Below are 18,941 nucleotides of genomic sequence, written 5' to 3'. Positions count from 1 at the left end.
TTTTACAAAAAATTTCAGATTTATTACTTTTTCCTTTCAATAACCATCTATTTAATGAAAAAAAGTGAGCTTTCTAATATAATTATAATGAATGCAAGGATTACTAATATGGAGGTGAGAAAATGAAAGGGTATAAAATGAATAAAGTATTAATCTCTGGCTTCGCTTTTGCAATAAGTGCCTCTTTAATATCTAAACCAATTCAAGCTGTTGAAGATCAAAATAATAACACATCGACTGGCACAAAGAATAAATTTGCTGAAACTGATGAATTGAGACGTTCATATTTTGCACCTTCAATTTCCAACCTTTATAACGTAGACGATAAAGAAAATTCTGTCTCTAACGTTGAAAATAATAATATAATAAAAAATGAATTGACAGATGATAATTTAAAATCAGATGAAAACTATGATTCATTGAATGATAATGCTTCTAACAATGATGGAAGTGATACACACATTCAACCCGACAATCCAAGTGAAGGAGACATATCTGATACAAATGAAGAGGGTGGTACAGAAGAGACGGCAAAATCTGACCAACCTGATAAAGATGAAGATACATCTTCAAAACCAGATGAACCAAGCGAAGGAGACACTTCTGATACAAATGAAGACGGTGATACAGGAGAAACATCAAAACCTGACCAACCGAATAAAGATGAAGAATCACCTTCAAAACCAGATGAACCAAGCGAAGGAGACACTTCTGATACAAATGAAGACGGTGATACAGGAGAAACATCAAAACCTGACCAACCTGATAAAGATGAAGATACATCTTCAAAACCAGATGAACCAAGCGAAGGAGACACTTCTGATACAAATGGAGACGGTGATACAGGAGAAACATCAAAACCAGACAAACCCAATAAAGATGAAGAATCACCTTCAAAACCAGATGAACCAAGCGAAGGGGACACGTCTGATACAAATGAAGACGGTGATACAGGAGAAACATCAAAACCTGACCAACCTGATAAAGATGAAGATACATCTTTAAAACCAGATGAACCAAGTGAAGGAGACACGCCTGATACAAATGAAGGTGGAGGTTCATCGCCAAAACCAGACAAACCTAGTGATGGAAATACATCCGGTTCAAATGGAGGTACAGGAACATCGACAAAGCCTGACCGACCAAATGAAGGTGGAGGTTCATCGCCAAAACCAGACAAACCTAGTGATGGAAATACATCCGGTTCAAATGGAGGTACAGGAACATCGACAAAGCCTGACCGACCAAATGAAGGTGGAGGTTCATCGCCAAAACCAGACAAACCCAGTGATGGAAATACATCCGGTTCAAATGGAGGTACAGGAACACCGACAAAGCCTGACCGACCAAATGAAGGTGGAGGTTCATCACCAAAACTAGACAAACCCAATGATGGAAATACATCCGGTTCAAATGGAGGTACAGGAACACCGACAAAGCCTGACCGACCAAATGAAGATGGAGGTTCATCGCCAAAACCAGATAAACCCAACGATGGAAATACAACCGGTTCAAATGGAGGTACAGGAACACCGACAAAGCCTGACCGACCTAATTTGACACCACCGTCAAACTCTCATTATCCCAATACACCAAGTAATGGAAATCATGAGAGTGGTAATGGAGATGCGTATCAACCAACAAAACTAATCAAACCATCATATTCTGCGCGTCCGAACTTAAAAGGGTCAAGTGAAAATGCACAATCAAATAAATATCAAAGTGATTTTAATTATGGAGATTTAGCAGTTAAAGAAGATACAAATCAAGCGTCGACGCATACAAAAAGTGACCGTCAAATTTTAAATAGATTTAACCAAATGTCTACCGGTTCATTTAAATATAATCCTTTTGTTGTAAACCAAGTAAAACAATTAAACAATGGTGAAGAAAAAATTTCTAATAGAGAAATTTTATCCATATTAAGACCACAACGATTTGATGATAATGCTTTTTTAAATGAGTTACAGAAAGGAACGAATTATTTTAAATTTCAGTATTTTAACCCATTAAAATCGCAGGATTATTATAAAAATTTAGATAATCAAGTTTTAGCTTTGATTACAGGTGAAATTGGTTCTATGCCAGATTTGAAAAATCCCAAAACGGAAAGTGCTACAGGTAAATATGAGTATCACTCTAGTGGCGATGAAGAAATGACTGAAACTGCAGAAAAAGATTCAAAAAATACTATTGATATAAAATTTGAACGTATATTATTTGCTTTAATAACAGCTATTTTTATTATCTTTGTAGGTGTCGTAGTTGGTTACTTTGTTCATCGTAAAAACAAAAATAATGAATAACTAAAATATAAAAAGGGTTAATCCATTTCATAAGATGGATTAACCCTTTATTTTGAGAATGTAACTATTTTCTTATTTTATAATAAAATGTTAGTTAAACAATAAGATTAAAAATAAATGAAGTAGTTTCTTGTAACTCTTTTATTTTTTCTGGTCCAATTAAAACTTGAATAATTACTACAAAACCATTTTGCATCATATGTACAGCAATAGGAACCCATATGCGCTTAGTAAATGCATATAATCCTGAAAAAATCATTCCCATACCAAAGTAAATGATGAAGAAAGCTGGGTCACCGTGTGCAGCACTAAATATAATAGAACTTACTACCGAAGCTACAATGAATTTTAGGGTCTTATTACCTTTCATAAGTTGATATAACTCACCAAAGATAACTTTTCTAAACACATATTCTTCAAGAATTGGGCCTACAATTGAAATTAAAATAATGAAGACAGGTATATCTTGAGCGACTTTCATTAACCTTTCTGTATTTGGACTTGATTGCGGTCCACCTAATACAAACATATTAATTAAATTAGCAATGATTTGATAAACCATAACACTAACATATCCAACGAGTGCCCATAGTATTGCGTAGCGTTTCTTCTCTTTTGTTTGTTGTTCTAATTGTGTTGGATTAGCAATGAAATTATTGATTATAATGATAATGATGGATGCAATTATAAATAAAATCACTTGTGTATAAATATTGGTAAACATTAACGATTTACCACTTAAATTGCTGAAAAAACCAGCCATATGTAAAAATAAAACACCATATTGTGCTAGACCATAAATAACTAATGTCAATATGGATACCCACAAACGAGACATAATGAACCTCCAAAAATAGTTTATATCTTATTTTAGCGTAAATTATGTTCATACACAAAATATACAACGATGGTTTTAACTTGAAATATTGACCAACTTTGATTATTATAGAAAATAGATTAGCACTCAAGGTAATAAAGTGCTAAAGATTTCCAATTCTAAGGAGGAACAATCAATGTTAAAACCATTAGGTAACCGAGTAATTATTCAAAAAATAGAACAAGAGCAAACAACAAAAAGTGGTATTGTATTAACAGATAGCGCTAAAGAGAAGTCAAATGAAGGTACGATAATTGCAGTAGGTGCAGGACGTATTTTAAAAGATGGTTCTCGAGTTGCTCCTGAAGTGAATGAAGGCGATAACGTTGTTTTTCAACAATACGCTGGCACAGAAGTTAAACGTGGGGACGAAACATATTTAATTCTAAACGAAGATGATATTTTAGCAATTATTGAATAATAAAAATTATAACTACGATAAAATATACTAACAACATGGAGGTTAAGAAATATGGCTAAAGATTTAAAGTTCTCTGAAGATGCACGTCAATCTATGCTAAGAGGTGTAGATAAATTAGCAAATGCTGTCAAAGTTACAATTGGTCCTAAAGGACGTAATGTTGTATTAGATAAAGAATACACTTCACCATTAATTACTAATGACGGTGTAACAATTGCAAAAGAAATTGAATTAGAAGATCCTTATGAAAATATGGGTGCTAAATTAGTACAAGAAGTAGCGAACAAGACAAATGAAATTGCTGGAGACGGTACAACTACAGCTACTGTATTAGCACAAGCAATGATTCAAGAAGGTTTGAAAAATGTTACAAGCGGTGCTAACCCAGTTGGACTACGTCAAGGTATTGACAAAGCTGTAGAAGTAGCGATTGAAGCTTTACATGAAATTTCACAAAATGTAGATAATAAAAATGAAATAGCACAAGTTGGTTCTATTTCAGCAGCTGATGAAGAAATTGGTAAATATATTTCTGAAGCAATGGAAAAAGTTGGAAATGATGGTGTGATTACAATTGAAGAATCAAGTGGCTTTAATACCGAATTAGAAGTTGTAGAAGGTATGCAATTCGACAGAGGTTATCAATCTCCATATATGGTCACAGATTCAGATAAAATGGTTGCAGAGTTAGAAAGACCATATATTTTAATTACAGATAAAAAGATTTCATCTTTCCAAGATATTTTACCGTTATTGGAACAAGTAGTTCAAGCTAATCGTCCAATTTTAATAGTAGCTGACGATGTTGAAGGCGATGCATTAACAAATATAGTATTAAACCGTATGCGTGGCACGTTTACAGCAGTTGCAGTAAAAGCGCCTGGATTTGGTGATCGTCGCAAAGCAATGTTAGAAGATTTAGCAATTTTAACAGGTGCACAAGTGATTACTGACGATTTAGGCTTAGAACTTAAAGATGCAACAATTGATATGCTTGGTACTGCTAATAAAGCTGAAATTACTAAAGACAATACTACAGTTGTCGATGGTGATGGTGATCAAAACAATATCGATGCAAGAGTAAGTCAAATCAAAGCACAAATTGATGAAACTGATTCTGATTTTGATAGAGAAAAATTACAGGAACGCTTAGCGAAATTAGCAGGCGGTGTTGCAGTAATTAAAGTTGGTGCAGCAAGTGAAACAGAGTTAAAAGAGCGTAAATTACGTATTGAAGATGCTTTAAACTCTACAAGAGCTGCCGTTGAAGAAGGAATTGTAGCAGGCGGTGGTACAGCATTTATGAACATTTTTGATGAAGTATCAAAAATTGAAGCTGAAGGCGACGTAGCTACAGGGGTTAATATCGTCTTAAAAGCTCTAGAAGCACCTGTACGTCAGATAGCAGAAAATGCTGGCTTAGAAGGCTCAATTATAGTTGAAAGACTTAAAAATTCAGAAGTAGGCGTTGGCTTTAATGCTGCTACTAATGAATGGGTGAATATGCTTGAAGCTGGTATTGTAGATCCAACTAAAGTAACACGATCATCACTTCAACACGCAGCAAGTGTTGCAGCTATGTTCTTAACAACAGAAGCAGTTGTTGCTAATATTCCTGAAGAAAATAACAATGAACCACAACCAGGTATGGGTGGCATGCCAGGCATGATGTAAAATATTTATCACATCCATGTTTAGTTGGTTGATATGACGAAATAATATAAAAATTAAAAACAAACTTTATAGAAGATACTCATGGACGTTTCTCATTTAAACAAATTTTTTGAGAAACGTCTTTTTCATATATCATAGTATAAGTTAAAGCAAAACAAACGTGTTATTAAACTGGAGATTTACTAGTGATAATACAAAGGTGTCAGTGTATGCTTTTTGATTATAAATTATATCTAAATTTTGAATCGATGGATTAGATATTAATAATTAAAATATACATTGTTTATAATAATTTTACTTATGTGAATAAGTATTAAATAAAAGGGTAGAGAGTGGATGTACGTTTTTATAGCCACATTATATTTAAGTTGCACGATATTTGAAGAGTGGAGGGGATTAAATTATGACAAAGAAATCAGTATATGATGTTATTGATATGGGTGTTAATTATTTAATTTCAGGTTATGATAATTGGAGTAATGATCAAGTATTGGACGATAAAATTGATTTATTCCCAAATACAATACATTGGCAATATGGTCATGTTTTAACTATATTTGAATCTGCATTATCTTTATATGATAAAAATACAGTAGATGTAGAGAAATACACACGTTTATTTGGTTATGGATCCTCACCAGAAAATTGGGGAGATGAAACAGTACCAAAAATAGATGAAATCTTGAACGATTTACAAACCTTACCAGAGCGTGCTCAAAAAATTTCAGATGAAGAACTACAAGCAGAATTAACTGAAACCATTGCAGGTTGTAATACGTTAGACGAATTGTTGGTATTAAATGCCATTCATATTCCTTTACATGCTGGTAAAATTGAAGAAATGTCTCGTGTTTTAAAACAACAACAATAAATTAAAGAGATACTGATATATAAATCCTAGAAAAATAGCACACAGATGATTTAATGATATAATTTAATCCATCTGCGTGCTTCTTTATTCTTCAGTATTTCGTATTGTTGACTCGCTTTCTTAGGGGGGCAGCTTCATCCTGTGATCTTCAGCTTATACTGTTCCCCCAAGCGTCTCGCTAGAATACAACTCATTCACATGTAATTCCACATTAAAAAACTTTAAAAAACAAGGCTCTATATCAAACCAGGTAGTAGCTCAATGAGCTAACTATAATTAACACAATATTGAGAAGGGCAATTTCTATATGATTTCAATAGAAATTGCCCTTTTTTACTTGGCCAAGAACTTTATGTCCCAGTGACTTTTTTATACATTTTGTAAATCAGAAATGGCTTTAGCTATTGAATCAAAGACATGAGGGATATCATCTTTTTCTACACAACTAAAAGCAATTCTAATGTCAGAACCATTTAATGCAATTACCCCGATAGAATAATTTTCGATTAAATGCTTACGTAACTGTTCTGGATTAACATTTTTAACTTTAAGCGCCATAAAGTATCCAGAGTTAAAATCATAGGGTTGCCAATATGTTGAATATTTTTCGTCATAAACAACAGATTTTGTAGTTTGGTATCTTGCATTTAATGTAACTATATTCTTTTGAATCTCTTTGTCAAATTGATCATGGTTTTCAAGTACATATTTAACTGCACTTTGAGAAGGCATTGGTCCACTAGAAATATTACTTCTAATTAACCCTTTTACTTTGGCTTCTAAGACTTGTTTTGTAATAGGATCGTTCACACCAAAACTAATAAATCCAACACGTAACCCCCATGCAAAGAATTCTTTAGTAGCTCCATCTAAGCGGATAGGTAATAAATTAGGCAAATGTAAATTTGTTAATGCAGTAAATAGAGATTGCGTGTAAACATCTTCATAGAATAAACCATAGTAAGCGTCGTCTATTAATGCAATAACATTAGTGCCACGCTCTGCAAGTGATTTGATAGCATCGACAATAACGGCTACTTCATCTTTAGTAGGCGTATAGCCAGTTGGGTTATTAGGATAATTTAGGATTAAAATAACTTTATCTTTGTTATATTGTTCTAAAGTATGAACAAGTTGTTCAGTGGTAAAATGTCCATGCTCATCGAAGATATCATATGTTTCAATTTCAGCACTATGTCTTGTACTATATACTAATTTATAGTTACCCCAATTATGTGATGGTAGTAAAATTGTGTCTCCGCTATCAACAAACATATCTCCCACAATAGATAGACCGTGTGTCAATGCATTCGTAACAATAGGTCTTGTCATGTGATTTGCAGTTAAATCAGGATTGTCTTTCAACATTTTTTGTTGCCATAAATCGCGAAGTGCTTCTAAACCTTGAGGAGGTGCGTACGGAAAGATGTCATTTGGTTCTAAATGATTGAACATATCATTTAACGTTTCAGCATACATTTTACTATCTTTATATGTTGCCATACCAATTGTGGCATTATACTTAGTAGCTTTTGCTTCTGCAGATTGTGATAAAATGCCTTTTGGATAATACATTAATTTGCCTAAATCAGAAAGCATATCTGCAATTTCTGGATTGGATTTAGATAGTTGTTCGTTTAAATCTAAAGCTAAAGGATTCATAGTTTGTTAACCTCTCTTTACTTTTTAAATGATATAACTATATTATCTTGAAATCAGTCAAAATTAAAGCGTTGCAAACATTTTATAAGAAAAAAATAAATTCAAGGTCATTTTATACGAACAAGTGTTCTGTTTTGTGTTAGAATATAGATAGGCCATCAAAATCCTACATGGTACTTTTTTTGTGGGGGGTGTAGTATGATTACGTGGTGGCAAGAAATATTAGTAACTTTAATAACAGGTGGCTTACTTGTTGTATTCCGTGTTTGGTTAGAAGATAAGTGGAAAGACAAATAGGTGGCCTTACACAAAAAACCCCAAGTCTGATAGCGCAGACTTGGGGTTGTGTAGTATAATTCGTGGATACAATTATATTTTAGCACCGCCAAGTGTAAACTGCAAACAATATATTCTATTGTGTGTAATGGAAATTAATAAAATAATAAATTTAAATAGAAATAGTACGAATGAGTTTTAGAAATTGCGAGTGAATTTTGATACAATATAATTATTTGAGGTGAGTATAGTGAAGCATTTAACAAAAATATTTGTGGTTATTGCTATTGTATTGTTTGTCGTTGGTTATTATTTACAAGCTACTGGACATGAAAATTCAGGTATAAAATTATTAATTGCAGCAATTATGTTTATGATTTGTGCATTTATAAATAGAAGTAATGATAGACGCAAAAGAAATAACCAAAATCATAAAAGGAAATAAATAGTAAGATAGAGACAACAATTTCTTTCTTACTAAGAGTAAGGCTACCCATTTTTTATGTGGGTTAGCCTTTTTTATTTTAAACGATATAGTTATTGGTTTTAATATTTAAAACAAAATTTTCAATCACTGTAAATTTTTATTTAAAATGAAATTTTGACTTTACAAGTGTGTATATATTGTGTATATACAGTTATAGGGGAGGACGTTAATGAAAATACTTTTAAAAAATAGTAGTGAAAGGCCGATTTATGAGCAAATCAAACAACAAGTAAAAGAGAACATTTTAAAAGGATACGTTGCTCCTGGAGAACATTTGCCTTCAATGAGAGAATTAGCACAGGATTTAAGTGTCAGTGTAATCACCACAAAGCGTGCCTACGAAGATTTAGAAAAAGATGGTTTTGTTTTTACTATAAGAGGAAAAGGTACATTTGTGAAGGAGCAGGACAGTTCAATTTTAAAAGAAAAACAATTTATAGTTATAGAATCCTTAGCTAAATCAATGAGTAAAGAAGCCAAGACCATTGGGATGACTTTATCAGAGTTACAAGAAATATTAGCGTTGATTTATGAGGAGGACGACGAATGAATGCAATAGAATTGAAAAACATTAATTATCATTTTAAAGAATTTCAATTAAATGATATTTCATTTAAAGTCCCTCAAGGATTTGTAACTGGTTTTATCGGAGCAAATGGTGTTGGTAAAACGACAATTATCAGGTTAATCATGGATTTAATTGAACCTAATGATGGTGAAATATTCGTTTTTAACCAAAAAATGAAAAATAATGCTGTAGCAATAAAAGATAAAATTGGTTTTATTTATTCTGAGTTATATCTTAATGATAAATGGACAATAAAGAAAACAGAAAGTTATATTGCGCCATTTTATAGTTATTGGAGTCATGATATTTTTAAATATTATGTTGAGTTGTTTGGTTTACCTTTTAATAAAAAGATTAAAACATTTTCTACAGGAATGAAGATGAAGTTATCTATTGCAATCGCATTTAGCCATCAAGCGGAATTATTTATTTTAGATGAACCTACTTCAGGCCTAGATCCTATTGTTAGAAATGAAGTTTTAGATATCATTCAAAAAGAACTTATTGATGAGAAAAAGACTGTTTTTTTATCAACGCATATTATTTCTGATTTGGAAAAAATTGCTGATTATTTAGTCTATATTAAAGATGGAGAAGTTATTTTGAATGATTTTTTAGATAAACTTTTAAATCAGTTTAAAATTGTCAAAGGTGATTCCGATCAAATTGATGAAGAGTTAAGGCAATTAACTCAATACTTTGAAAGTAATAAAACGGGTTATACTGCACTAACAACTCAAGCCAATGTGTTTTATGAAATATTTGGGAACGCCGTTGCAATCACTAGTCCAACAATTGAAGACTTAATGGTTTACCTCGAAAAAGGTACCCAAAAGAATGTTTAGGACCTTTCTAATAATTAACAACGCGGGAGGTATAAGATGAAAAATTTACTTATTCGAAACCTTAAGTTACGTAAATGGACGATTGTTTTATATGCAGTTTTACTTGTTATTTCGCCTTTACAATTAATTTTGAATCATGACACCTTGATGAATAAAGTGATTTATTCTGCACTTGTTATGGTACTGGTAGTTATTTCAGTTTTAGATTCAGGACATGTTTTTCGATTTAATAAAAAGTTAGGACACAAACAATCCTACGACTTTTTTGCTAGTTTACCGGTTTCTAAATTATCTTTATTAAATGCGAACTATATAACTGTTTTGGTATTTACTTTTATTGGTGCAGGCATTTTATCTTTATATGGTATTTCCAATGATAACTATACAAATAATACAATTAACATTAACTTCACATTGCCATTTTCTTATATTGCCATCAACTTCTTTGCCATACCATTAGGCTTTAAGCGTTATACAGAACAAAAGGCAGAATATATTTCATTTATTCCTTATGTGCTAGGGATGTTATTTTTCTTACCGTTTGTCATTGCAATTATCATTATTGGTTGTTCATTACTATTTGATTATGACTTTGAACATTTAAAATATTTTAAAAATTTCTTTAACTATGGCTTTTTGTCACTAAGTGTTATATTTTTAGGAATAAATTATATCATTCAATATAGAAAGCTAAATTAACATTAAAGGAGGCGCATTATGCAGTTAAAACAAATTACTAAAACATATGGTAGTAATAATGTATTAGACCATATTGATTTTGATTTTGGCCATAGTCAAATTGTTGGTTTAATAGGTAAAAATGGAGTGGGTAAAACCACTTTAATGAAAGTGATGAATGGCAACATTGTAAATTATAAAGGTGAAGTTCAACTAAGTAATAAAGAAAACGTAGGTTATTTAATTGAGCATCCTAAATTATACGATAATAAATCTGGCTTATATAACTTGAAGCTTTTTGCAAATGTGTTAGGAAAAGGATTTGATAAAAAGTATGCTGATCAAATTATCGATGCATTTGGAATGCGCGGTTATATAAAAAAGAAAATTAAAAAATATTCAATGGGTATGAAACAAAAGTTAGCTATTGCAGTGTCTTTAATGAATAAGCCCAAATATTTAATTTTAGATGAACCAACAAATGGAATGGATCCTGACGGTTCAATTGATGTTTTAAAAACGATACAATCACTTGTTCAAGAACTAGATATGAAAATCCTGATTTCAAGTCATAAACTTGAAGACATAGAGTTAATTTGTGATAGAGCAGTCTTTTTAAGAGATGGAACATTTGTACAAGATGTTGATATGAAAGAAGGTGCTCCAACAGATTCTACGGTATTGAATCTTGAAGCAGGTGACTTTGAGGCAGGATTAGCTTATTTAAATGAACATTTTGATGTTATACAGTCTCAAAAAGAAACAGGAGAAGTTATATTAAAGGCTCAAAAAAGCTATAAAGACATATTACGAGGGTTAGCAAGTAAAGAAATTTTCCCTGAATTTATTGAAACACGTAAAAGTTCGTTACGTGATACGTACTTTAATATCAATCAGAAAGGTGGCCAATAATGAACAGTATACAACTCGTAAAATATGACTTGATTAGTATATTTAAAAGTCCTTTAACTTACTTAGCATTATTATTGACGATTTTACCAATGATTGGATTTACAATTTTATTTGTTCAACAATCTGATGAAATGAATGGTAATACATTACTTTCAATTGGTAGTTGGTTCTTTTCTATTATGGGTCTACTTTTTGTAATTAAAACAATTACACGTGATATTTCTCAAGGTACGATTCAATTATATATGAATAAAACATCGAGTCGTGTGGGTTATGTTGTTGCAAAAGTTGTTTCTATTATACTAATTGCTATATTAATAACAGCTATTCTTGTTGCATTTGTTTTAATTGTTCAAGGTATTGTAGATGGTAAAAATATTAAAATGGATAAAATTTTTGAATTACTATGGTTTTTCCTAATGTTCCATTTATTCTTTGGATTACTATTATATTTATTTGCATTAGTAGTGCCTAAAACAGCGCTTATTTTCACATTAGGAATTTTCTTAGTATTGATTGTGCCTTTTGCAGAGCCTTTCTTACCAATGATTCCAAAAATTGGAGATAACATACAAGACTCATTAAAATATATTCCATTTAGTTATTTAACATCGAAAACGACTTCTGGAGATTATACATTCAGTAATTGGCAATGGTTTATTACCTCAGCTTCAATTGTTATTTTATTTATTATTAATCTATTCTATGCATCTAAAAAAGATATTTAATAGTAGAAATTAAACTTCAATAAAAACACGTATGAATTGTAGTAAAGCTCATCCAATTCATACGTGTTTAATTATTTAGTGATTAATTTATCTAAGATTGAATCGTAAACATGTTTCCACATTTGTGAGTCTGTTTTGTAACGATTTGCAATAATTGTGTGTGTTTCTGCTGATTTATCTTTAAATGTAGGGTCGTCTTTTCCAGGTAATTTTGAGCGCGTGTCATCTACAAAGTTTTGGACTTGTCTAGCACGAGGGCCCCAAACAGTTTGTTGTTCAAAATCATCATTTAGAAAGACAAATATTGGAATAGATCTAGCCGTGCCATTTGTTAAGTATTGATCTATTAAATCAGTATTTTCATCGCGATGGAATACTCTGACTTCCAAGTGTAATGCTTCACTAATATGTTTTAGAATAGGAAGATTCATCATAGCATCTCCGCACCAATCTTCTGTTATTACAAGTACTTTGCTGTAAGGTAAAGATTTGATTTTTTCAAGACGTTCATCATCTTGAGGAAGTGAGAATGATTTATAAATTGTAAGTAAATTTTCTTGGTTTTCAGTCATATCCTCAATGTACTGATCAAGTGGCTGACTGTTTTTGAAATAAGTTTCTAAACTTGTCATTATTTTTCCCCCTTTAATTTATTAGCTATTATTATAGCAACAATTTTTAATGAAAGAAAATTTTTAATACTTAGAAAAGTAATAAGTTTTAATATTTGTTTTAAATGAAAATACTAAATGATTATGCTATATTAATTTAGTATGAATAGTGTAAAACAACATTGGATTACATAACTTTTTGATATTAGTTTTTAACTAATAATATTTAAACATTAAATTTATTATATTTAATCATTGAATCTTTGATATGTTAGATTATGTTTACTTAATAATCTTAACGCAACATTTAGATGATGAATATATTAAAGTGTTTGTTATACATAGAAATGATGAAATTAGAGCGTTGAAATTAGTATTATTAAATTTGGTAATGACATGCCTTATCGGTTTGCCATGTTTTGAATTGAAATAGAAATCGATGAAATCTTACAATTTGAATGGCGGTAGATAACTTGGATAAAATCACATTTTTAAATGCGTTAGAACAAGAATTAGAAAACCTACCTCGAAACGAACGAGATAAAGTGATGTATGAATATGAGCAGTATTTTTTTGAACAAGAAAACAATGGGAAAAATGAATACCAAATCATTGGAGCTTTAGAATCGCCAAAGCAGATTGGTAAACAGATAATGGCAAAAAATGCTATTGTATCTGCCGAGTATAGACCAAATACTAAAAATATTGTCAGAGCAATAATGGCTTCTCTAGGTATGGGGATTTTGTCATTAATTATTATTTTGATACCTATGGTAATACTAGCTGTATTTATGTGTGGCTTATTACTCGTTGCGTTTTTCTTAACTATTAGCCCTATATTGTTAATTGTTCATGGATTATTGAATCATATGATTAGTCTTGCGATAAGTAATTATTTTTTTGCTTTTTCTTTTACAGGGTTAGGTATTGTTTTATTTGTAATTATAGCTAAACTAGCTCAACTTGTTTATCGTTTAATTTTAAAATACTTAAGATGGAATATCCGAACAATTAAAGGAAGTGTAGATTTATGAAGCGGTTATTTTTAGGTGGATTAACTTTATTTATAACGTGCTTTCTTTTAGGAAGTGTTACATGGTTCGGTTTTGAAAAGCAAAATGAAAAATTAAATAGTGTTAATAAAGTATTAGATTCTAAAGATATTAAAAATTTAGATGTTTTAACTGAAAATTGTAAAGTTTTAATTAAAGCTGGAGATAAAACGTCAGTGAGATATAAAGGTAAAAGAAATCTTGATATTAGCAATCATGATAAAACGTTGAAAGTGAAAGAGACTGAAAAACTAGAAAACCATTATGGTTTAAATTACAATCCTTTTAGAAACTTTGAGGATAACTTAATTATCACTTTACCTGAAGAAAAATTAAATAAACTGCATGTTTCAAGTAAATATAACACTATAACGGTTAAACAATTAAATGTAAATGATGCAGATTTTTCAAAAAAGCATAAAAATGGAGGTAAGGTGTTTGTAAATGAATCTAAGTTTGAAAAGTTAAGGTATAAAGGACTAAATTCAGCTATAACGTTTAAAAATAGTGAAATAAATAATGCTAATATTAAAACTGAAAATGCCAGAATAAATAGTGAAAATACTCTTATCCAAGCGTCTGTGTTATTAGTAAATAATGGAAGCATAAACTTATCTAATACAGAAATCGATTCAAATTTTAAGGCTTCTGCTAAAAAAGGTGATATTAATATTAGTTATAAAGCGGCGCCGAAAAATACACTTCTAAAGTTATATCCATTTCATGGAGATGAAAAAGTTAACAATAAGCATTTTGTGAATCAAAAAATAGGAAATGGGGATAATATTTTAGAGTTATATACCACTGACGGAGATATAGTGATTGATTAATTACTTTTATAGAATCTGGGACATCATTGACTCGTCCCAGATTTTTTCATATTGTTAGTGAGCCTTATGTATAAGATTCAGCCCAGGTACTCATTTTGTACTTTTTTCGATTTTAATCATCATTGCTAGGAGAGAGACAATAAAATCTTTTTAATAAAATTAGTTCTCTGTTTCACTCCTTTTGTATAGTCTAATAAGTTGCAAAGGTTAATTCGGTATCTAATTGACCAAAAAGTGTGTCTGTAGATAAAGCTTGTCCATTAAGCCAGTTTGCAAAGTTTATTTTGGTCGGATGTTTATTTTCACCGATTGCAATATATGCAGTTAAAGTCTGTGGTTCATACATACTCGTATGTATTGTTCCTGACCAACTTCTAAAAAGCTTGCTATAAATGTTATATTGAGGGTTATTAAATAATTTAAAAGCTTCTGCTTTATTTAGGTGTGCTGGTTTATGTTTAATAAGCCGTTCTAAACGCGCCTCTGATTCTGCTGTATAATTTCTATTTTCATGTGTTAATAATTTAAAGTGATTCGTACAAGTTTGGTCATAGCGCACGTTAATTGAACGGGGTGTAACTTCAATAATTGCATGATCTAGATTTTTATCCATAACAATGTAGCTAAATGAACTTCTATGTGGGATTTCCTTTAATAGTTGTATTGCTTCTGGTACAGTTTTACAATACTGTAGAATAATTCTACCTATCATATAACATACAAAACCGTCTCCAGGATGTTTACGGTGCATGAAATTGTAACCCATAGACAGTCCAGCTTCGTTCATTCCATCCATTCTTCCAGTTACACGCGAAGTTGGCCCAACCTGTGCTAAACCACCATCATTTGGTTGAAATAATAAATATCGTCCATCATAAGTGGCAGGATGGTAGTCGTAATTGCGTACCATGTAATCATTTCCTAAAAAGACAGTGCAACCGCTATTTTTTAATGGTGTAAAACGGTAATGTCCGAAGTTTAATATCATTTGTTTGGTAGGGAGATTCAAAACTTCTTGCATACCTTTTATTTCTTCCCAAATTTGTGGGGCATATATTTGGAAAATTTCATATGTTTCTTTAATATTTATATCAAATCTAGGCATGCGTTTTTTCCATTCTTTTTCTCTATTTTTTAGCATTGGTGTTTGCTGCATCCATTTAGCAGTTTTGACGCCTAAATCAAAATGTGATCCTCGGTGCGTTAAAATATCTGATTGTACTTTTTGCATAAAAAAACTCCTATGTTAAGTGTAACCTTACAATAATGTTATCTCATTGTAACGTCATGTTAATTGTATTACTGTTCTGTGGAAGTTATCATAAAATTAACTTTTAAAACTAAATCTTAATTTAGTTGAATGAGGTGATGATTATGTTAAATTACTATGGACAATTAAGAGATGCTCTATCAACTTGGTGGGGTAATTAATATCTAATGATTATTTTATAGTAGTATCATGTTTACTTCAAATGGTTATTAAATTCCAATTCTTTTCAAACTATTTAAGTTATAATGGTTATTTAGTATATTTATAATGTAATTTTATATTATGAATCCTTAGAATAATTTATTTGAAAAAGGGTATATATTTATTGATGTCTTTAAGTATGCTATCATAATTGTTAGACATGTTAATAAATTATTGAGGTGAAACAGAATGTGGAATTTTATTAAAGGTTTATTTAAATTTGTATTCGGTACAATTCTTACTGTATCGTTAGCAGCAGGAATAGGTGCTGTTGTATTCGCTTATATCTTCAAAAAAGACTTTGAAGATATCGAAAATAAAACAAAAGAAATCGTTTCAGACATCGAATCTAATAATTAAGTAATTGATAGAACACTTTTAAGTGTTCTATTTTTTTTTAGCCTCCGTTCATCTGCCGAAAGCAGATACTACGGAGGCTTATGCAGTCGAAAGACTGCGAACCAAAGTAAAAGAACTGCTGAAAGCAGATGCTACGGAGGCATATGCAGTCGAAAGACTGCGAACCAAAGTAAAAGAACTGCTGAAAGCAGATGCTACGGAGGCATATGCAGTCGAAAGACTGCGAACCAAAGTAAAAGAACTGCTGAAAGCAGATGCTACGGAGGCATATGCAGTCGAAAGACTGCGAACCAAAGTAAAAGAACTGCCGAAAGCAGATGCTACGGAGGCTTATGCAGTCGGAAGACTGCGAACCAAAGTAAAAGAGCTGCCGAAAGCAGATGCTACGGAGGCATATGCAGTCGAAAGACTGCGAACCAAAGTAAAAGAGCTGCCGAAAGCAGATGCTACGGAGGTATATGCAGTCGAAAGACTGCGAATGACATGTGTGCAATAACTGACTTTTAGTACGATGTTGGCTGATGCTTTAGGTTTATGTTTGTGATATCAAAATGCGATAATTTTATTGTGTTTGAAGTAGCAAGTGGATATCCCTCCAAATTCATATGAAGCATATCAATATTTTTAATTTCCAATGTGATATATTCTAGCCAACCATTCTTATAATATTCGATATCCACTGGTATATTTGCATGTAGTGCTTGATGTAGTTGAATATTAAGTTCATTTAATTGATCGTCTGATAAAATAGGACGGTCAATTTTATTTTGATCAATGATATGTTGTTGTACTGCCTCAAATTGTTCGGGTAACGTTGCAAATGGTGCCCACTTAACCATTCCGCGGCCTTGTGGAATATTAGGATTTAATTTTTCTCTAGGTATTTTTCTATAATCAGTTTCTTTATTATTATATTCATTTGAAAGCATCTAATCACCTCAATTCAATAATAGAACACTTGTTCGTATTATTGCAAGTTATTTTTCAATATTTAATAAAATGTTAGCGTAACGTCTGAAAACTGACCTGATTTATAAAAGAAAGCAGATAATAATTAAAGTGAAAGCTAGAAAATGATATGTTTAATTAAGATAAATTAGTTTAATAAAAGTAAAAGTTATTTTTGTCATATAGGTTACAATGAGATGATGTATAAACGCGTATTAGCACTAAAACCATTATATTGTCATTTAGCATTAATATTTATTAAAATGAAAGTATCATTATATGGAGGGGTTTACATGACTACAGTAGGATATATCGGTTCATATACGAAAAAAGAGGGGAAGGGCATTTACCGTTTCGAATTAGATGAACAAACAGGAACGATTGTTGAGGTAGAAACAGGTTATGAATTAGAAGCATCAACATACGTGAATCAGCATGACTCATTTTTATATGCTGTCACACGTGAAGGCGAAGACTGTGGTATCGCAAGTTTTAAAATAGACCAAGATGGCAAAATTAGCCTTATTAATAAATGTTTAGCTTCAACAAAAGGTAGCGGATGTTATGTTTCAGTTTCGCCAAATGGAAAATACATTTTTGAAGCAGTTTATGGTGCAGGACTGGCTCGTATTTATGAAGCGAATCCGACTACTGGTGAAGTTATTCGTTTAATTCAAGAGTTAACACATGATTACCCAACAGGTCCTTTAGAAAGACAAGAACAACCTCATGTCCATTACCTTGGTATAACACCAGATGAAAAATATGTGGTGGCTATGGATTTAGGGACAGATAAGATTGTAACGTATGAATTTGGAGATAATGGATACAGTGAATATGCAGTATATGACTTTGAGCCAGGAGATGGACCACGGCATATTGCTTTCCATGAAAATGGGAAAATCGCTTATGTTGTACACGAATTATCAAATATTGTAAGTGTTATGGAATACGAAAATGGTGAATTCTCAGAAATTGAGCGCCATGCAACAATACCCGAAAATTTTGAAGGTGCAACCAAGTTAGCTGCAGTAAGATTATCTCACGATCAAAAGTTCTTATATATTAGTAATAGAGGACATGATAGTATTGCTATCTTCAAACTTGGAGACAATGGCTCAACAATTTCACTCGTAGATATAGTGGTAAGTGGAGGGGCATTTCCTCGTGATTTTAATATTACTGAATCAGATGACTTCTTAGTTTGCGCCCATCAAGAGGGTGATTATGAAGTTGTTGTATTTAAGAGAGACAAAGTTACTGGAAAATTAGAGAAAGCAGATGACCATAAAAATGCACCAGAAGGTGTTTGTGTTCAGTTTTTAAAATAAAATAAATGATAAAAATCCCGAAAACTTAGCTTA

At 31.5% G+C, this 18,941-nt stretch carries 21 protein-coding genes; 16 read left to right on the top strand and 5 right to left on the bottom strand.

The annotated features are described in order from the left end of the window. Nucleotides 1-122 precede the first annotated feature (122 nt). The gene (locus MUA21_RS08465; protein WP_262561070.1) at nucleotides 123-2,306 is read left to right on the top strand and encodes an SdrH family protein; all 2,184 of its coding nucleotides are present in this window, start codon (nucleotides 123-125) and stop codon (nucleotides 2,304-2,306) included. Between the two features lie 94 nt (nucleotides 2,307-2,400). Here MUA21_RS08465 and mroQ read toward each other — a convergent pair whose 3' ends face one another. Continuing rightward, entirely contained in the window at nucleotides 2,401-3,144 is a 744-nt protein-coding gene (gene mroQ, locus MUA21_RS08460) for an intramembrane glutamic endopeptidase MroQ (protein WP_262561069.1), read from the bottom strand. A gap of 175 nt (nucleotides 3,145-3,319) precedes the next feature. Here mroQ and groES point away from each other — a divergent pair, with 175 nt between their 5' ends. The 3 genes from groES to MUA21_RS08445 all read left to right on the top strand — a co-directional run bounded on the left by groES (nucleotide 3,320) and on the right by MUA21_RS08445 (nucleotide 6,149). Then, nucleotides 3,320-3,604 (top strand): co-chaperone GroES, encoded by a 285-nt coding sequence (gene groES / locus MUA21_RS08455; protein ID WP_019469562.1) that lies wholly within the window; start codon nucleotides 3,320-3,322, stop codon nucleotides 3,602-3,604. Between the two features lie 51 nt (nucleotides 3,605-3,655). Continuing rightward, complete coding sequence (gene groL / locus MUA21_RS08450; RefSeq protein WP_046207998.1) at nucleotides 3,656-5,278, top strand: chaperonin GroEL; 1,623 nt, start codon at nucleotides 3,656-3,658, stop codon at nucleotides 5,276-5,278. A 403-nt stretch (nucleotides 5,279-5,681) separates the two neighbouring features. Then, nucleotides 5,682-6,149, top strand: coding sequence for a bacillithiol transferase BstA (locus tag MUA21_RS08445; protein WP_064209736.1), 468 nt, complete (start codon nucleotides 5,682-5,684; stop codon nucleotides 6,147-6,149). Between the two features lie 369 nt (nucleotides 6,150-6,518). On the opposite strand, the gene MUA21_RS08440 is transcribed toward MUA21_RS08445, so the two are convergent. Further along, entirely contained in the window at nucleotides 6,519-7,811 is a 1,293-nt protein-coding gene (locus MUA21_RS08440; RefSeq protein WP_262561068.1) for an aminotransferase class I/II-fold pyridoxal phosphate-dependent enzyme, read from the bottom strand. A gap of 201 nt (nucleotides 7,812-8,012) precedes the next feature. Between MUA21_RS08440 and MUA21_RS08435 the strand changes: the two genes are divergently transcribed. The 7 genes from MUA21_RS08435 (at nucleotide 8,013) to pmtD (ending at nucleotide 12,305) form a co-directional block, all read left to right on the top strand. Then, complete coding sequence (locus MUA21_RS08435) at nucleotides 8,013-8,108, top strand: Trp-rich small protein (RefSeq protein WP_225309943.1); 96 nt, start codon at nucleotides 8,013-8,015, stop codon at nucleotides 8,106-8,108. A 229-nt stretch (nucleotides 8,109-8,337) separates the two neighbouring features. After that, nucleotides 8,338-8,532 carry an SE1626 family protein gene (locus tag MUA21_RS08430; RefSeq protein ID WP_046207995.1) on the top strand — a complete coding sequence of 65 codons (195 nt, stop codon included), beginning with the start codon at nucleotides 8,338-8,340 and terminating at the stop codon, nucleotides 8,530-8,532. A 211-nt stretch (nucleotides 8,533-8,743) separates the two neighbouring features. Further along, nucleotides 8,744-9,124 (top strand): PSM export ABC transporter transcriptional regulator PmtR, encoded by a 381-nt coding sequence (gene pmtR / locus MUA21_RS08425; protein ID WP_046207994.1) that lies wholly within the window; start codon nucleotides 8,744-8,746, stop codon nucleotides 9,122-9,124. Beyond that, nucleotides 9,121-9,987, top strand: a complete 867-nt coding sequence (pmtA, locus tag MUA21_RS08420; RefSeq protein ID WP_262561067.1) for a phenol-soluble modulin export ABC transporter ATP-binding protein PmtA — start codon at nucleotides 9,121-9,123, stop codon at nucleotides 9,985-9,987. The genes pmtR and pmtA overlap by 4 nt, the downstream gene beginning before the upstream one ends. Nucleotides 9,988-10,023: 36 nt before the next feature. Further along, nucleotides 10,024-10,686, top strand: coding sequence for a phenol-soluble modulin export ABC transporter permease subunit PmtB (gene pmtB / locus MUA21_RS08415; protein WP_262561066.1), 663 nt, complete (start codon nucleotides 10,024-10,026; stop codon nucleotides 10,684-10,686). 18 nt (nucleotides 10,687-10,704) lie between these two features. After that, complete coding sequence (gene pmtC, locus MUA21_RS08410) at nucleotides 10,705-11,577, top strand: phenol-soluble modulin export ABC transporter ATP-binding protein PmtC (RefSeq protein WP_046207991.1); 873 nt, start codon at nucleotides 10,705-10,707, stop codon at nucleotides 11,575-11,577. Then, entirely contained in the window at nucleotides 11,577-12,305 is a 729-nt protein-coding gene (gene pmtD, locus MUA21_RS08405) for a phenol-soluble modulin export ABC transporter permease subunit PmtD (RefSeq protein ID WP_046207990.1), read from the top strand. Before pmtC ends, pmtD begins: the two co-directional genes overlap by 1 nt. Nucleotides 12,306-12,376: 71 nt before the next feature. On the opposite strand, the gene MUA21_RS08400 is transcribed toward pmtD, so the two are convergent. Continuing rightward, nucleotides 12,377-12,937 carry a thioredoxin family protein gene (locus tag MUA21_RS08400; protein WP_107525781.1) on the bottom strand — a complete coding sequence of 187 codons (561 nt, stop codon included), beginning with the start codon at nucleotides 12,935-12,937 and terminating at the stop codon, nucleotides 12,377-12,379. Nucleotides 12,938-13,389: 452 nt separating this feature from the next. Here MUA21_RS08400 and MUA21_RS08395 point away from each other — a divergent pair, with 452 nt between their 5' ends. Together MUA21_RS08395 and MUA21_RS08390 are read left to right on the top strand one after the other, a co-directional pair. Beyond that, nucleotides 13,390-13,950: an HAAS signaling domain-containing protein gene (locus MUA21_RS08395; protein WP_107525780.1), complete on the top strand. Its 561-nt coding sequence runs from the start codon at nucleotides 13,390-13,392 to the stop codon at nucleotides 13,948-13,950. Continuing rightward, a complete protein-coding gene (locus MUA21_RS08390) occupies nucleotides 13,947-14,798 on the top strand; it encodes a DUF4097 family beta strand repeat-containing protein (protein WP_107525779.1) in 852 nt (283 codons plus the stop codon). The genes MUA21_RS08395 and MUA21_RS08390 overlap by 4 nt, the downstream gene beginning before the upstream one ends. 190 nt (nucleotides 14,799-14,988) lie before the next feature. Here MUA21_RS08390 and MUA21_RS08385 read toward each other — a convergent pair whose 3' ends face one another. Further along, nucleotides 14,989-16,029: a C45 family autoproteolytic acyltransferase/hydrolase gene (locus MUA21_RS08385; RefSeq protein ID WP_046207986.1), complete on the bottom strand. Its 1,041-nt coding sequence runs from the start codon at nucleotides 16,027-16,029 to the stop codon at nucleotides 14,989-14,991. Nucleotides 16,030-16,458: 429 nt separating this feature from the next. Between MUA21_RS08385 and MUA21_RS08380 the strand changes: the two genes are divergently transcribed. Then, entirely contained in the window at nucleotides 16,459-16,629 is a 171-nt protein-coding gene (locus MUA21_RS08380) for a hypothetical protein (protein ID WP_019469577.1), read from the top strand. A 22-nt stretch (nucleotides 16,630-16,651) separates the two neighbouring features. Next, nucleotides 16,652-17,125 carry a hypothetical protein gene (locus MUA21_RS08375; RefSeq protein WP_262561060.1) on the top strand — a complete coding sequence of 158 codons (474 nt, stop codon included), beginning with the start codon at nucleotides 16,652-16,654 and terminating at the stop codon, nucleotides 17,123-17,125. A 7-nt stretch (nucleotides 17,126-17,132) separates the two neighbouring features. Here MUA21_RS08375 and MUA21_RS08370 read toward each other — a convergent pair whose 3' ends face one another. After that, the gene (locus MUA21_RS08370) at nucleotides 17,133-17,558 is read right to left on the bottom strand and encodes a YolD-like family protein (RefSeq protein ID WP_262561059.1); all 426 of its coding nucleotides are present in this window, start codon (nucleotides 17,556-17,558) and stop codon (nucleotides 17,133-17,135) included. Nucleotides 17,559-17,870: 312 nt separating this feature from the next. Between MUA21_RS08370 and pglS the strand changes: the two genes are divergently transcribed. Continuing rightward, entirely contained in the window at nucleotides 17,871-18,908 is a 1,038-nt protein-coding gene (gene pglS / locus MUA21_RS08365) for a 6-phosphogluconolactonase (protein WP_262561058.1), read from the top strand. The last annotated feature ends 33 nt before the right edge of the window (nucleotides 18,909-18,941 follow it).

It is taken from the genome of Staphylococcus ureilyticus (assembly GCF_025558845.1).
GTDB lineage: Bacteria > Bacillota > Bacilli > Staphylococcales > Staphylococcaceae > Staphylococcus > Staphylococcus ureilyticus.
This window is presented reverse-complemented; position numbering and strand designations above follow the sequence as displayed.

Bases quoted from the DNA above. Each gene is read 5' to 3' on its own strand.
- MUA21_RS08465 (WP_262561070.1), top strand. From the start codon at position 123: ATGAAAGGGTATAAAATGAATAAAGTATTAATCTCTGGCTTCGCTTTT.
- mroQ (WP_262561069.1), bottom strand. From the start codon at position 3,144: ATGTCTCGTTTGTGGGTATCCATATTGACATTAGTTATTTATGGTCTA.
- groES (WP_019469562.1), top strand. From the start codon at position 3,320: ATGTTAAAACCATTAGGTAACCGAGTAATTATTCAAAAAATAGAACAA.
- groL (WP_046207998.1), top strand. From the start codon at position 3,656: ATGGCTAAAGATTTAAAGTTCTCTGAAGATGCACGTCAATCTATGCTA.
- MUA21_RS08445 (WP_064209736.1), top strand. From the start codon at position 5,682: ATGACAAAGAAATCAGTATATGATGTTATTGATATGGGTGTTAATTAT.
- MUA21_RS08440 (WP_262561068.1), bottom strand. From the start codon at position 7,811: ATGAATCCTTTAGCTTTAGATTTAAACGAACAACTATCTAAATCCAAT.
- pmtR (WP_046207994.1), top strand. From the start codon at position 8,744: ATGAAAATACTTTTAAAAAATAGTAGTGAAAGGCCGATTTATGAGCAA.
- pmtA (WP_262561067.1), top strand. From the start codon at position 9,121: ATGAATGCAATAGAATTGAAAAACATTAATTATCATTTTAAAGAATTT.
- pmtB (WP_262561066.1), top strand. From the start codon at position 10,024: ATGAAAAATTTACTTATTCGAAACCTTAAGTTACGTAAATGGACGATT.
- pmtC (WP_046207991.1), top strand. From the start codon at position 10,705: ATGCAGTTAAAACAAATTACTAAAACATATGGTAGTAATAATGTATTA.
- pmtD (WP_046207990.1), top strand. From the start codon at position 11,577: ATGAACAGTATACAACTCGTAAAATATGACTTGATTAGTATATTTAAA.
- MUA21_RS08400 (WP_107525781.1), bottom strand. From the start codon at position 12,937: ATGACAAGTTTAGAAACTTATTTCAAAAACAGTCAGCCACTTGATCAG.
- MUA21_RS08390 (WP_107525779.1), top strand. From the start codon at position 13,947: ATGAAGCGGTTATTTTTAGGTGGATTAACTTTATTTATAACGTGCTTT.
- MUA21_RS08385 (WP_046207986.1), bottom strand. From the start codon at position 16,029: ATGCAAAAAGTACAATCAGATATTTTAACGCACCGAGGATCACATTTT.
- MUA21_RS08380 (WP_019469577.1), top strand. From the start codon at position 16,459: ATGTGGAATTTTATTAAAGGTTTATTTAAATTTGTATTCGGTACAATT.
- MUA21_RS08370 (WP_262561059.1), bottom strand. From the start codon at position 17,558: ATGCTTTCAAATGAATATAATAATAAAGAAACTGATTATAGAAAAATA.
- pglS (WP_262561058.1), top strand. From the start codon at position 17,871: ATGACTACAGTAGGATATATCGGTTCATATACGAAAAAAGAGGGGAAG.